16 protein-coding genes are annotated in these 12,140 nt (G+C 37.2%); 13 read left to right on the forward strand and 3 right to left on the reverse strand.

Going from position 1 to position 12,140, the window contains the following annotated elements; all coding sequences use genetic code 11:
* Positions 1 to 44: 44 nt before the first annotated feature.
* The gene (locus tag HE1_RS08765) at positions 45 to 203 is read right to left on the reverse strand and encodes a hypothetical protein (protein ID WP_162531193.1); all 159 of its coding nucleotides are present in this window, start codon (positions 201 to 203) and stop codon (positions 45 to 47) included.
* A 78-nt stretch (positions 204 to 281) separates the two neighbouring features.
* On the reverse strand, positions 282 to 407 hold the full coding sequence (locus tag HE1_RS09935) for a hypothetical protein (RefSeq protein ID WP_278243142.1): 126 nt from the start codon (positions 405 to 407) through the stop codon (positions 282 to 284).
* A gap of 378 nt (positions 408 to 785) precedes the next feature.
* On the opposite strand from HE1_RS09935, the gene bioA reads away from it, so the two are divergent.
* The 10 genes from bioA (at position 786) to HE1_RS02230 (ending at position 8,761) form a co-directional block, all read left to right on the forward strand.
* Entirely contained in the window at positions 786 to 2,072 is a 1,287-nt protein-coding gene (bioA, locus tag HE1_RS02190) for an adenosylmethionine--8-amino-7-oxononanoate transaminase (RefSeq protein ID WP_006287973.1), read from the forward strand.
* Between the two features lie 187 nt (positions 2,073 to 2,259).
* Complete coding sequence (locus HE1_RS06400) at positions 2,260 to 2,742, forward strand: DUF4167 domain-containing protein (protein WP_052567229.1); 483 nt, start codon at positions 2,260 to 2,262, stop codon at positions 2,740 to 2,742.
* Between the two features lie 12 nt (positions 2,743 to 2,754).
* Positions 2,755 to 4,011, forward strand: coding sequence for a tyrosine--tRNA ligase (gene tyrS / locus HE1_RS02200; protein ID WP_035544221.1), 1,257 nt, complete (start codon positions 2,755 to 2,757; stop codon positions 4,009 to 4,011).
* Between the two features lie 245 nt (positions 4,012 to 4,256).
* Positions 4,257 to 5,204, forward strand: coding sequence for a thioredoxin-disulfide reductase (gene trxB / locus HE1_RS02205; protein WP_024161499.1), 948 nt, complete (start codon positions 4,257 to 4,259; stop codon positions 5,202 to 5,204).
* A gap of 13 nt (positions 5,205 to 5,217) precedes the next feature.
* Positions 5,218 to 5,676 carry a crossover junction endodeoxyribonuclease RuvC gene (gene ruvC / locus HE1_RS02210; RefSeq protein ID WP_006295515.1) on the forward strand — a complete coding sequence of 153 codons (459 nt, stop codon included), beginning with the start codon at positions 5,218 to 5,220 and terminating at the stop codon, positions 5,674 to 5,676.
* Positions 5,677 to 6,267: a DNA repair protein RecO gene (gene recO, locus HE1_RS02215; RefSeq protein ID WP_006295513.1), complete on the forward strand. Its 591-nt coding sequence runs from the start codon at positions 5,677 to 5,679 to the stop codon at positions 6,265 to 6,267. It abuts the gene before it with no gap.
* Positions 6,268 to 6,998: 731 nt separating this feature from the next.
* Positions 6,999 to 7,190, forward strand: a complete 192-nt coding sequence (locus HE1_RS02220; RefSeq protein ID WP_035544227.1) for a hypothetical protein — start codon at positions 6,999 to 7,001, stop codon at positions 7,188 to 7,190.
* A gap of 757 nt (positions 7,191 to 7,947) precedes the next feature.
* On the forward strand, positions 7,948 to 8,073 hold the full coding sequence (locus tag HE1_RS09940) for a hypothetical protein (RefSeq protein WP_278243146.1): 126 nt from the start codon (positions 7,948 to 7,950) through the stop codon (positions 8,071 to 8,073).
* A gap of 147 nt (positions 8,074 to 8,220) precedes the next feature.
* On the forward strand, positions 8,221 to 8,430 hold the full coding sequence (locus tag HE1_RS02225) for a hypothetical protein (RefSeq protein WP_035544230.1): 210 nt from the start codon (positions 8,221 to 8,223) through the stop codon (positions 8,428 to 8,430).
* Positions 8,431 to 8,512: 82 nt separating this feature from the next.
* Complete coding sequence (locus HE1_RS02230; protein ID WP_162480205.1) at positions 8,513 to 8,761, forward strand: transposase; 249 nt, start codon at positions 8,513 to 8,515, stop codon at positions 8,759 to 8,761.
* Positions 8,762 to 9,292: 531 nt separating this feature from the next.
* Here the strand turns inward: HE1_RS02230 and HE1_RS10290 are convergent.
* Positions 9,293 to 9,628 (reverse strand): helix-turn-helix domain-containing protein, encoded by a 336-nt coding sequence (locus HE1_RS10290; protein WP_084490936.1) that lies wholly within the window; start codon positions 9,626 to 9,628, stop codon positions 9,293 to 9,295.
* Positions 9,629 to 10,072: 444 nt separating this feature from the next.
* Between HE1_RS10290 and fabG the strand changes: the two genes are divergently transcribed.
* The 3 genes from fabG (at position 10,073) to HE1_RS02250 (ending at position 12,113) form a co-directional block, all read left to right on the forward strand.
* A complete protein-coding gene (fabG, locus tag HE1_RS02240) occupies positions 10,073 to 10,819 on the forward strand; it encodes a 3-oxoacyl-ACP reductase FabG (protein ID WP_006296317.1) in 747 nt (248 codons plus the stop codon).
* 16 nt (positions 10,820 to 10,835) lie between these two features.
* On the forward strand, positions 10,836 to 11,558 hold the full coding sequence (locus tag HE1_RS02245; RefSeq protein WP_206537218.1) for an MBL fold metallo-hydrolase: 723 nt from the start codon (positions 10,836 to 10,838) through the stop codon (positions 11,556 to 11,558).
* A 213-nt stretch (positions 11,559 to 11,771) separates the two neighbouring features.
* A complete protein-coding gene (locus HE1_RS02250; protein ID WP_035544235.1) occupies positions 11,772 to 12,113 on the forward strand; it encodes a hypothetical protein in 342 nt (113 codons plus the stop codon).
* Positions 12,114 to 12,140 lie beyond the last annotated feature (27 nt).

Here is a 12,140-nt window from a genome sequence, read left to right on the forward strand (position 1 = left end):
GCCAATGGATTATCTTTTATACGGATAAAAAAGGGATCGTGTAGTCACACAAATAAGTCACACAAATAAGTGATCCAATCTTTTCCCACAAATTCGCGATCAGCTGAAAAGGAGAGAATTTTATCGCCCCCAAAGATTTCCTGAAATTGGTTTAATAAACTGATGCGTGCTTGGGGGGGCGAATTTTCCTGGTGATCAAGCATGCTCCAAAACAAAGGAAATGTAATCTTTCCAACTCTAACAGCTAGTACGAGGCAATTGATATTCTGCGTTCCAAACTTCTAATTGGTGCCATCGAGCATTAAATGCATTTTAGGAACTTGCTCCAAAATGCTTGATATTAAGGCTTTTGAGAAGAGTCCAGAATCAATTCCTTGTCCTTTTAAAAAAACGCCTGACGCGTTCAAGCTTGGATTTTATTGAAGGTGGAGAGTGCATCTTGTGGATCAGCGCAGGATGCTGAACCTTTCGCTAATCGATCATACTAAGTACGAAGGTTTTAAAAGTCTCTGCGCGGGAATTGTGAAAAGCTAATATTTTTCTTATCTTATTTATTAAGGATGATAGGTTCATTTGCATTAAACGTTGTTGTTTATTTTTAATAAAATAGCCTCTCTTTCGGATCTTTTAAAGCCCCTTCAAAAAAGTGAGGGGGAGTATGGTCTGCTAAAAAGCCTTTCCATTTAAACTGTACAACAGCTATACTTTTTATGTTTAGCATTGACTTCCCAGCGCTCTTAGTATAAGCAATAAGTAGAAAAAAATATTAAATTTTGGATACGAAGATGTCTCTTTCTAAACGAGATAAGGAATTAATTTGGCATCCGTTCACTCAAGAAGAAATCGCTCCAGAAGTGATAGCACTACAAAGAGGAAATGGCGCCTATCTCTATGATAAAAAAGGAAAAGCTTACTTAGATCTGATCTCTAGCTGGTGGGTTAATCTGCATGGTCATTGTCATCCTGTTATAGCAGAACGTATTTACCAACAAGCGCTTAAGTTAGAGCATGTTCTGTTTGCAGGGTTTACTCATGAACCAGCAGTGACGCTTTGTGAGGCGCTTCAAAAAATTTTACCTCAACCATTATGTCGCTTTTTCTTTTCCGACAACGGATCCACCGCAGTGGAAGTTGCACTAAAAATGGCTTATCAATTTTGGAAAAATAAAAACCAATTCCATCGAAAAACCTTTCTGAGCTTTAAAGGAGGATATCACGGAGACACTGTTGGGGCTATGTCTGCTGGTATCGATTCTGGATTTCATTCTGTCTTTTCCGAGCTTTGTTTTGCTGTAGACACAATTCCTTATCCAGAAACTTGGGATCACGACCCTGATGTTGTAGAAAAAGAAGCGGATGCGCTTTGTGTTTTAGAAAAAATATTGACCCTTAAAGGAGACCAAATTTCGGCGATTATAATAGAGCCAATTCTGCAAGGTGCCAGTGGAATGCGTTTGGCCCGACCCCAGTTTATTAACGCCTGTATTGCTGCAGTGCGGAAATATCAAATTTTAGTTATCTTTGACGAAGTAATGACAGGATTTTGCCGAACAGGTCCGTATTTTGCTTTCAGTCACACTGAAGTGATTCCCGATTTTTTGTGCCTATCTAAGGGGATTACGGGAGGGTTTTTACCTCTGGCATTAACAGTGACAACTGGTGAAGTTTATACAGCATTTTTAAGCAAAGATTGGAAAGATGCTTTTGCACACGGGCATTCGTATACTGCCAATCCCCTTGCTTGTGCTGCCGCTGTTGGCGCTTTAGAACTATTGCAATCTTCACACTGTCAAAGGCAGATTCAAGTGATTATTACCGCTCAACGTCAAGGGATTTCTTTTCTAAAACAAAAAAATCTTCCCATTTCAAAACTACGATCTTTTGGAACTATGGGAGCCTTTGACTTGAATTCTTCTCAAGAAAGTATTGTATTTCAAAGTAAATGTTTAAAAGAAGGGCTAATAGTACGTCCTTTAAAAACTACCGTATATACGCTTCCTCCTTATGTAATTACTCAAGAAGAGCTAAAAGAATGTTATGAAATTTTTGCACGCATTATTGAAACATGTTAGATTTTTTAGTTTCTTTTTAAACAAATTTTAGCTTGGGAAGAATTAATTAATTTATTGTCTTTGATTTTAGACGAAGTCAAAAATTTTAATTAAGATAAAGGGTTTGTTCCTAAAATTGAATTCTTTATCTCTTGACAGATTTTTTTTTGTTTATTAGAATAAAGACATTCTTTTTTCAAGACTCGTCATGAATTCTTTTAGAGATAAACCGCAAGGGCCTTATCAATTTCGCCCCGGGTCCCACAGAAATCAGAAAGTTGCAAAGAACAAGCATCATATTTTTGAAAGCCAAGGTCCAACGGGTAAAGCTAGGGGGACAAGTGTTCAGCTGGTAGAAAAGTATTTAAGTCTTGGAAGGGAAGCACTTGCGCTGGGTGATACGGTTCTTTCGGAGTATTTCTTTGAGTATGTAGAGCATTATCAAAGAGTTAGTCACGATTTGAACTCGCTTAAGCAGGAAGAAAGTCCTTCAGTCCAAAGTCAAAGCGAAGAAGAAAAAAAAATGATCCTGAAGAAGGCAGGGACCCAGAAGATCGAACGAAAAAACCTCCTCGTAATTATCGAAAGCAATCTGTTCAAAATTAGAGTTTTTACTGTGCAATTTAAATGGTTAGAAAAAAATGTGGAGAGTAGTATGATGGAATGTTCAGTTTCGAATTTAATGTGTTAAAGAGGGAAAAGAATGAGTTTTCAGTATAAAAGTGACCTGTTACATACTTTGCAGCAGAGAGGGTTTATTTATCAATCTACCCATCCAGAGCTTTTAGATAGCGCTTTTTCGTCTGGATCTGTGCTTTCTTATTGTGGGTTTGACGCAACGGCAGAAAGTCTTCATGTGGGGAATTTGGTGGCACTTATGGTGGCACGTTGGATGCAAGAATATGGTCATCGTCCGATTTTATTGTTGGGGGGGGGGACCAGTAAAATAGGGGATCCTTCCTGGAGAGATACTAGCCGCCCTTTACTTACGAACGAGCGCATTGAAAAAAATATAAAAGGAATTCAGCGAAATTTGCGTCAGTTTTTGAGCTTTGATACGCCTTGTGGAGCATACATGGTTAATAATGCAGATTGGTTGGATAATTTGCTATACATTCCCTTTTTAAGAGATATTGGTATACATTTTTCAGTAAACCGTATGCTTTCTTTGGAACATGTTTCTAGTCGTCTTGAAAAAGAAGAGCCTTTAAGTTTTATAGAGTTTAATTATTTGTTGCTTCAGTCTTACGATTTTTTGAAGTTGTACCAAGAATATGGGTGTACAGTTCAGTTTGGTGGATCAGATCAGTGGGGAAACATAGTTTCTGGTGTAGATTTGGTGCGCCGGTATGCAAAAGCTCAAGTGTTTGGGCTAACTATGCCGTTGACCACCTTAAAGGATGGAAAAAAAATGGGAAAAAGTGCGCAAGGGGCGATTTTTGTAGATGCGTCTCTGTGCTCTCCTTATTCTTATTGGCAATTTTGGCGTAATGTTGATGATGAAGATGTCATTCGTTTCCTTAAGCTGTATACGTTAGTTTCCCTTGAAGAAATTCAAAGCTTCTCAGAAAAAGATGCTGTAAATGAGGCAAAAATTTTGTTGGCAGATAAAGCAACCGCTCTTGTCCACGGAAATGAGTGCCTTAAGGGAATCCATAGCATGATTGATGGTGTTTTCCATGATAAATCTCCTGATACATTAGATCTTAATATGCCCCATTGGAACATACCAGCGGATTGTTTTTCTAAGGGAGTTACCATGGTGGATATTTTAGAACGTTTAGAATTTGTAGAGTCTCGCAGTGAAGCTCGGCGAAAGATTTCTGAGGGTGCAGTAAAGATAGGGAATCAAGTGTGGGGGGATTATGGTCAAGTTTTAACTGAAAAAGATATTCCTCAAGGGTGGGGATTTGTCCGTTGTGGAAAAAAATATCAAGGGTGGATTAAGCGAGGAGTTTAGTATTCTTGTAGAAAAATTAGGGGTGTTGGTAGATAATTTAAATTAAATATGATTTTTTTTCGGATTTTTTTATAGTTTTAATAATAATAATTTTTAAGTTGCGAGATCTTCTTTCTTTAATATGCTCTGTATTGGGTGGATATTAGAGTTGAAGGAAGAGGATTTTCTGTTTTTTTATAGTTTCCTCTTTATCTTTTTACTTTATCCCGTTAAAATTAATTATACTAGTGTTAAAGCAAGACGATATGAGCAAATCTTACCATATAGGGATTATTGGATCTGGGCCAGCAGGTCTTACTGCCGCTATTTATATAGCCAGAGGTGGCTTTAAGACCACAGTTTGGGCAGGGTCTGATCCAGGAGGACAACTAAAACTAACAACTGAAGTAGAAAATTATCCAGGATTTAGCAGTCCTGTACTAGGTTCTGTACTGATAAAAGAAATGACAGAACAAGCAAAAGCTTGCGGAGCGGTGATTCTTTCAGAAGAAGTTTTAGACTTCAAAGCAGAAGAAAAAAAATTTGTCGTTCAAACCTATCAGAGCAATGCGTTGTGCGATGCGTTGATTATTGCAACCGGGGCAAAAGCTCAATGGCTTGGGTTAGAAAGTGAAGAAAAATTTAGGGGATACGGAGTATCTTCCTGTGCGGTATGTGATGGGCGATTTTTTAAAGAGCGTTCTGTTGCAGTAATCGGTGGAGGAAACACCGCAGTAGAAGAGGCGCTTTACCTTTCACATCAATGCTCACAGGTTTTGCTGATTCATAGGCGAGATCAGTTAAGAGCAGAAAAAGTTCTTCAAACTCGACTATTTGCAAGACCCAATGTGCGCATACTCTGGAGCCATACTCTGGAAGAAATTTTAGGCGAGCAATCTCCCTATAAGCATGTAACAGGAATAGTTGTAAGAGATGTTATCTGTCAGCAAACAAAACAGTTAGATATGGATGGCGTATTTATCGCCATTGGCCATAAACCAGAAACACATTGGATGCACGGAAAAGTAGAGCTAACCTCTAAGGGGTACATTGCATGCCGTTCTGGTAGCGCAAAAACGTCTCTTTCTGGAGTGTTTGCCGCAGGAGACGTAATGGATTCCGTTTACCGCCAAGCAGTTACTGCTGCGGGGTTTGGGTGTATGGCGGCACTAGATGCTATGAATTTTTTGGAGGCTCAAACTGAATCATCCTGATGAACTGCGTATCTTGGGGTTGGATCCTGGGTTAACTTATACCGGCTGGGCCATTGTTTCAACGCACCCTATCGAGCGTTTTGTGTGCAAAGCTTATGGTCGTATTCAAACCAGCGTGCGAAAAAGCATTTCAGAGCGTTTAGTGCACATTCACGACGTTTTGTTATCGGTCTGTGAAACTTGGATGCCTCATTGCGCTGCGATTGAACAAATTTTTGTTAATTCAAATCCGGTATCTTCTCTAAAATTAGGGTTAGCTCGGGGTGTTGCATTGATGACTCCGGGGCGTCTTCAAATTTCCGTTACAGAATACAGTGCCAATACAGTAAAAAAATCTGTAACGGGAAACGGGCACGCATCTAAAGAGCAAGTTTTAAAAATGCTAAAACAGATTTTTCATCAAACTCTCTCTTCTTATGATAGCAGCGATGCATTGGCAGTGGCGCTGTGTCACGGGTTTCATCTAAAATAAATGTACTGGAGCGATTTAGGTATTGTTTTAGGATGGAAAAACTTTGGAGAAAATCGTCGTTTGCTAACAGTGTTAACGCAAAAATACGGAGTATACAAGGGAATAGTTTACGGTGTTTCTCAGACTTTGTTTCCTGGGTGGGTTTTAAACTTGAGGTGGAAAGGAGCTTGTGAGACAAGTCTTGGAACATGGAGCATAGATGGCAGTGTTTCCTTGGGGGATGAATCTTCCGCTAATCCTTTAACTTTTACACTATTAACTTCTATGTGTCAGTTGTGTATTTGTGGAATTCCCGCACAAATTCCGTGCTTAGACATTTATCAAGCTTTTTTGACAAGCATGACACTTTTACCAGAACCAAGAGGGCTTCGAGCCTATGTGTTATTTGAGGCTCACATTTTGTGCTACCTTGGACATCAAGATCGACAAATACAATGTTTTATTCAAAATTGGCAAGATCCAAAAATAACCTGCGTTCGCAGGCAATGGCTTTATCAAGATAATATATGGAAACAGTTAGGAAAACACTGGCAAAATTGGCAAGAAATAAAAGAGCGTGCCTATTGCAAAATTTTCGAAAATTTTTCTTGATAACTTTTTTGGAGTTGTTTTTAAATAGGTTTCCTTGGCTCTACATCAATATTTATTTGTTTCTTATACAGCTAAAACATGATAAAAAGAATGTGAATATGACAATAGAGCTGTATAGAGTTATAATTATGTAATTAATTATATAATTAAAGTTATGACATATTCATTAGATTTTCGAAAAAAGTATTAAAAAAACAAAGCACGGGGTATCATTTGAAAAAGTAGCCGCTAGATTTTGTATATCTAAATCAGCAGTAGTGAGATGGAGTAAAAATCTTGAAGGGGTCAACAAAAGACATAAACCATGGACAAAATTAGACAAAGAGAAATTGAGAATAGATAGAGAAGCATTTCCAGATAGGTTAGCTACAAAGGGCAAAAAGGCTTGGAGTGAGCGCATCTGGGATAAAACATGCTAAGAAACGTATAAGTACATATACCCCAAAAGAGAATCCAGAAAAAAGATCTACATTTTGCTAAACAATTATGATATGCCCAGAACCCACGGTCATTCTGATAAGAGAAGACGGCGCTATGGAAGTCATGAATTGGAAGTAAAAAGAAGAACAAGTGTGATAGGCGCTTTAATTGGTAAAGCTATCATTGCAATTGGTTTGATATCTGGCTTACAAAGGTGTTTATAGTAATTTAGGTTTATTTTTATTAAAATAAAAGGAAAATGACAAAAAGCTACAGCAACGATTTAAGACGAAGAGTTATAGAATATTTAGATGAGGGGGAGCGGGTATATTAAAGCATCGCAACTATTTAAAATAAGTGTATCAGTGATAGGCAGAGCAGGTAGCATAGAAAATTGGCATAGAAAATACAGACAAGAAGACAGTTATTTTCCTAAGAGGCGTGGTGGCTCAGGAAAAAAGATTGACTTAGAGAAATTTGAAGAGTACCTCAAAGAAAACTAAGATATGTCCTTGAAAAAAGCTGTTAAGGAATTTTGGGTACAATCAGGTACTGCTTAAAAAGATCAGGCTATAGCTAAAAAGACTTTTTGTACATGGAATAAAGCAAAGAAAAGCGAAGTTAGTATTAATAATCGATCAAAGATATAGCGTTATCCAAGTATTGTATATATTGATGAAAGCGGCATTGATATGGCTATGTACAAAGACAGAAACTTGGGAAAAAAAGGGGCTGTTGCATGATAGATTTTTAGGCAGAAAATTTTTATAACGGCCCCTTTTTTATGATTTTTTATAAATGGATAAAAATTATACGAAAATTAGGTCACCATTGGAACGTGTTTTTTCCCAAGACAACAAGAGATTACGTTATATTGGTATTGCAAAGAACCAATTTATAGAATTTATGAACGCCATATGTTTTAACCTGACAAAGGTATTAGTCCTTACTGACCAAAGAGCGTAACATTGGGCTTTAGGCTCACAACGTTATTAAAATAAAACAACTTATTGAGCTTTAAATCTAGACATTTTTATAAGTCTAAAGGCTTTCTTTATCTAAATTTATAAAAAATCACATACTCCCCCTCACTTTTTTGAAGGGTCTTTAAAAAATCCGAAAGAGAGGCTATTTTATTAAAAATAAACAAAAATGTTTAATGCAAATGAACCTTCGTACTTAGTATGATCGATCAGCGAAAGGTTCAGCATCCTGCGCTGATCCACAAGATGCACTCTCCACCTTCAATAAAATCCAAGCTTGAACGCGTCAGGCGTTTTTTTAAAAGGACAAGGAATTGATTCTGGACTCTTCTCAAAAGCCTTGATATCAAGCATTTGGGAGCCAGTTCCTAAAATGCATTTAATGCTCGATGGCACCAATTGAAAGTTTGGAACGCAGAATATCAATTGCCTCGTACTAGCTGTTAGAGTTGGAAAGATTACATTTCCTTTGTTTTGGAGCATGCTTAATCACCAGAAAAATTCGCACCCCAAGCACGCATCAGTTTATTAAATCAATTTAAGGAAATCTTTGGGGGCGATTAAATTTTCTCCTTTTCAGCTGATCGCGAATTTGTGGGCAAAGATTGGATCACTTATTTGTGTGACTGATTTGTGTGACTACAAGATCCCTTTTTTTATCCGTATAAAAGATAATCCATTGGCCAACTTCGGCACCTCTAAAAAGCCTTTGAAGGATTTTTTTACTCACCTAAATACGGACGAAAGCTGCCATCTGTAACATGCTGGATGATCCTAGGGGGGTATCGTAGGTAAAAAGATTAAAGATGAGCACCTTGTCATTTGCTTAAGATAAAGACCGGGTGATAAAAGCCTACAAACAAAGATGGGACATTGAACGGCTATTCAGAACTATGAAAACGCAAGGGGTTAACCTTGAAAATACCCCTATGAAAGATTTGGGAAGACTTTCCAAACTTATGACGATTGTCGCTGTTGCTATTGTATACGCTTCTATAACGGGCCTTACACAAGAAATTGCTTACAAAAAAACAGTCAGAGCGCCTTTGTTATTCATACTTCACAAGGGGACTCAGGTGGATCAAAGATAAACTCTTATTCTTTGATTTCAGCGATCTTTTAAACTACCTGAAAAAAAGTGAGGGGGAGTATGGTGAAAGTCAATGAATTTTGGCATTAATTTTGGCATTATTAAAAAAAAGAAGAAAAAAATTTGGATTTTTAAAGCTTGGATTTTTAAAGTCTGTGATCGTGCTGGAAAACGGCTTATCGATTAGGACTTGGTGATCGCTTGAGTCAAAATTCAAACGACTTTTTGAACGATTAAAAAAATAGAAAATTTTATTTTATTTCACAGATCATTGGGCAGGTTTTAATAAAATTATTCCAAGCCCCCGCCTCTTTCAGGAAAAAGATAAAACCTTTTCCATTGAACAAAATAATGCTCGGCATTGCCATTGGTTTGCAAGATTTCGCCGAAAACCCTTTTCAAACACACGCCCTCTTGAGATGTTAGAGGTAACACTGCGTATTTTTGCAGAACTTCACGTTAATAAAACTTCGAAAATTAATCATGCTATCTTTGGTTAAAAGTATCTTTTTTTAAATTCAGAAACTTTGTTTTACTCTTGTTTGAACAGTTTAGGACGAGGCTTAATATAGGAGTAATTTAACTTCTTGATCTCTCGATGAACAGTTGACTTGCTCATCTCTATATTAAAGACGTTTTTTAGTTTTATTCGAATAGCCTTTATGGTTAACTGACTATAGACTTTTAACCATTCCAAGATTTGCTTTATTTGCGTAGCGTTAAGTTTGTTTTTCCTTTTGCGCTCAGCAGGTGTGTTAAGTCTTTCAATCGAGCGGTTTTTTATATGCTTGATCCACGAAGTCAGAGTGGCTATAGTTATTTCGTAAAATTTTTGCAACTTGACTAATGCTATGAGCTCTGGCTGCAATTACCGATTCTAATTTACGTGATACTTGTGCATCTTTACTAATCTCCCTAAGCTGATATTTAGCTTCTTCTGTGACCTGCGCGGTTGATAGTTTTGATGAGGATGCTATTCTATTTAAGCTGTTTGTTATACACTTCTGATATAACTCCCCTTTTCTTAAAAGGTAATCATTATACGCTTATTTAGCAATGGGAATTGGTATAATTTTTATATTTACAAATGCGATTTCACAGCCTTTTAACTTGGGTCCAAAAATATAGGATTAAAAATTTAATGGGATATGTTGAAACTTATCTATAATAAAAATAAAAGTTTATCCACAAAAAATAATTTTTTATAAAGGTTACCCAGTAATTTTTTTTGCATTATTGTATTTAGTATGTAGAATACGTATACTTTTGTTCATCGTGGTCGTAAATACATTAATGGACAGGGTAAGTTTGTATGAAGGAAAATTTTTTATCAGGAAAGAACTGTCTTATCACTGGTGCTACTGGAGGAATCGGAATGGCAATAGCCCACCGTTTGTGGAATTTGGGGGGAACCATTCATCTTACAGGGCGTAACTTAGAAAAATTAGAACTCTTAAAGTCATTGTGGAGTAGCAGGGTTCATATATATCGTCATGATTTGGGAACTCAAAAATCCTGGAAAATTTTGTTAGAAGAAGTCTCTTCCCATGCTTCAAACGTTGATGTTTTGGTAAATAATAGCGGAATTACGAAAGATGGCCTTGCTCTTCGTATGAAAGACCAAGATTGGGAAGATGTTATTCACCTTAATCTTTCTGTTCCTTTTTTCTTAAGTCAAGGAGTAATTTCTGGAATGCTTAAAAATAAATGGGGGCGTATAATCAATATTACTTCAGTTATTGGACACAAAGGAAATCCTGGTCAATGTAATTATGCTGCTTCCAAAGCAGGACTGTGCGGTATGACAAAATCTTTGGCGCTAGAAGTTGCATCAAAAGGAATCACCGTAAATGCAGTGGCTCCTGGATTTATTGAAACAGCGATGACACAAGGTCTTTTGCAAGAAGCGCGAAATTCAATCTTAGAGCACACGCCGTGCAAATTTATGGGCACTCCAGAGGACGTGGCTTATGCCGTACAATTTTTAGTAAGTCCAGAAGCGAAGTTTATTACAGGACAAACTTTGCACGTTAATGGTGGAATGTATATGGGAGGATAAATTGCAGGCAATCATATTGGGGTGCGGACCTTCTTCAGGAGTTCCTTCTATAGGAAGAGGGTGGGGAGCGTGCAGCCCCAGTAACCTAAAAAATTATAGAACTCGGACCAGTTTGTTTTTTAAAACTTCAAAGAATTCTTGGTTAATTGACGCTTCTCCAGATCTTCGTTTTCAATGCTTAACATACGATATTTGCAGCATTGATGGAGTATTGTGTACTCATTCTCATATGGACCACGTGGGAGGAATAGGGGATTTGATTGGGTTTTCCTCTTTTGGGCCAATCCCTTTTTATGCGGATTCTTTTGCATGTAAAGAGCTAGAAACTATGCTTCCGTACGCATGTTTGGGAAAGTCTCGATTTATTCAGCTTTGTCAAATACTTGGTCTTTTTTATCTTTCAGATATTCCTGTTATTGCGTTCCTACAAAAGCACGGAGCAACGCATTCTCTTGGCTATCGGTTTCCCACTTGGGCGTATTCCACGGATCTTACGGAACTTTCGGAAGAATCTTTTGAGATTTTAAAAGGAATTGATACGTGGATTTTGGGCTGTCTAAGCAGCAAACCTAATACCAAACATGCTCATTTAGAGCAAGTTTTAGATTGGGTAAAGCGCGTTAATCCAAAACGCACTATTTTAACCCATATGAACGCAGACTTAGATTATGAAACGCTTAAGAAGCAGCTGCCTTACGGCATAGAACCAGCGTTTGATGGAATGTCTATTTTTTTATAAAAAAAATTTTTGCGTTGTCTATTAAAAAACGGTTTACTAAGAACAGAGCGGATAAAAGGGGAGGATTCTCTAAATTAGATGTTTTTACAGTATTAAAATATAATTTTCCAATATTATCAAAGTGTTCAAAATTTAATGAGGAATTATTATTTGATTGACAAAAATTCTGCTCATGAATAAAATAAATTGCGTGAATGTCTATTTTTCTTCTAAATGAAAGGAATAAAAGTTTTTACTCTGTTTGCTGCTTTTCTTGAAACCATGATTTCTTCGTATGCACTTCCTCCGAAGAATTTGAGAGTTGGAAAAGGTGAAAAGATCGATAAAGGAAAATCTGAAAGCAAGAATCATGAAGCCAGGCAAGATATCAATGTTCTAAGGTCTGAAGGCCAGAATGAAGAAGTAAGGCAAGATATCAAAGCTCTAAGGTCTGAAGGAAAGAACGAAAAAGCAAGTGAAGATATCAATGTTCTAAGGTCTGAAGGCCAGAATGAAGAAGTAAGGCAAGATATCAAAGCTCTAAGGTCTAGAGGGAAAGAACGAAAAAGCAAGTGAAGATATCAAAGTTCTAAGGTCTGAAGG

The sequence above is a fragment of the Holospora elegans E1 genome, assembly GCF_000648275.1.
Classification (GTDB): Bacteria; Pseudomonadota; Alphaproteobacteria; order Holosporales; family Holosporaceae; genus Holospora; species Holospora undulata_A.

Excerpts from the sequence above, each read along its gene's own strand:
- HE1_RS06400 (WP_052567229.1), top strand. The coding sequence starts at position 2,260 with ATGAATTCTTTTAGAGATAAACCGCAAGGGCCTTATCAATTTCGCCCC.
- HE1_RS02250 (WP_035544235.1), top strand. The coding sequence starts at position 11,772 with ATGAAAGGAATAAAAGTTTTTACTCTGTTTGCTGCTTTTCTTGAAACC.
- tyrS (WP_035544221.1), top strand. The coding sequence starts at position 2,755 with ATGAGTTTTCAGTATAAAAGTGACCTGTTACATACTTTGCAGCAGAGA.
- HE1_RS02220 (WP_035544227.1), top strand. The coding sequence starts at position 6,999 with ATGAGGGGGAGCGGGTATATTAAAGCATCGCAACTATTTAAAATAAGT.
- fabG (WP_006296317.1), top strand. The coding sequence starts at position 10,073 with ATGAAGGAAAATTTTTTATCAGGAAAGAACTGTCTTATCACTGGTGCT.
- trxB (WP_024161499.1), top strand. The coding sequence starts at position 4,257 with ATGAGCAAATCTTACCATATAGGGATTATTGGATCTGGGCCAGCAGGT.
- bioA (WP_006287973.1), top strand. The coding sequence starts at position 786 with ATGTCTCTTTCTAAACGAGATAAGGAATTAATTTGGCATCCGTTCACT.
- HE1_RS08765 (WP_162531193.1), bottom strand. The coding sequence starts at position 203 with ATGCTTGATCACCAGGAAAATTCGCCCCCCCAAGCACGCATCAGTTTA.
- recO (WP_006295513.1), top strand. The coding sequence starts at position 5,677 with ATGTACTGGAGCGATTTAGGTATTGTTTTAGGATGGAAAAACTTTGGA.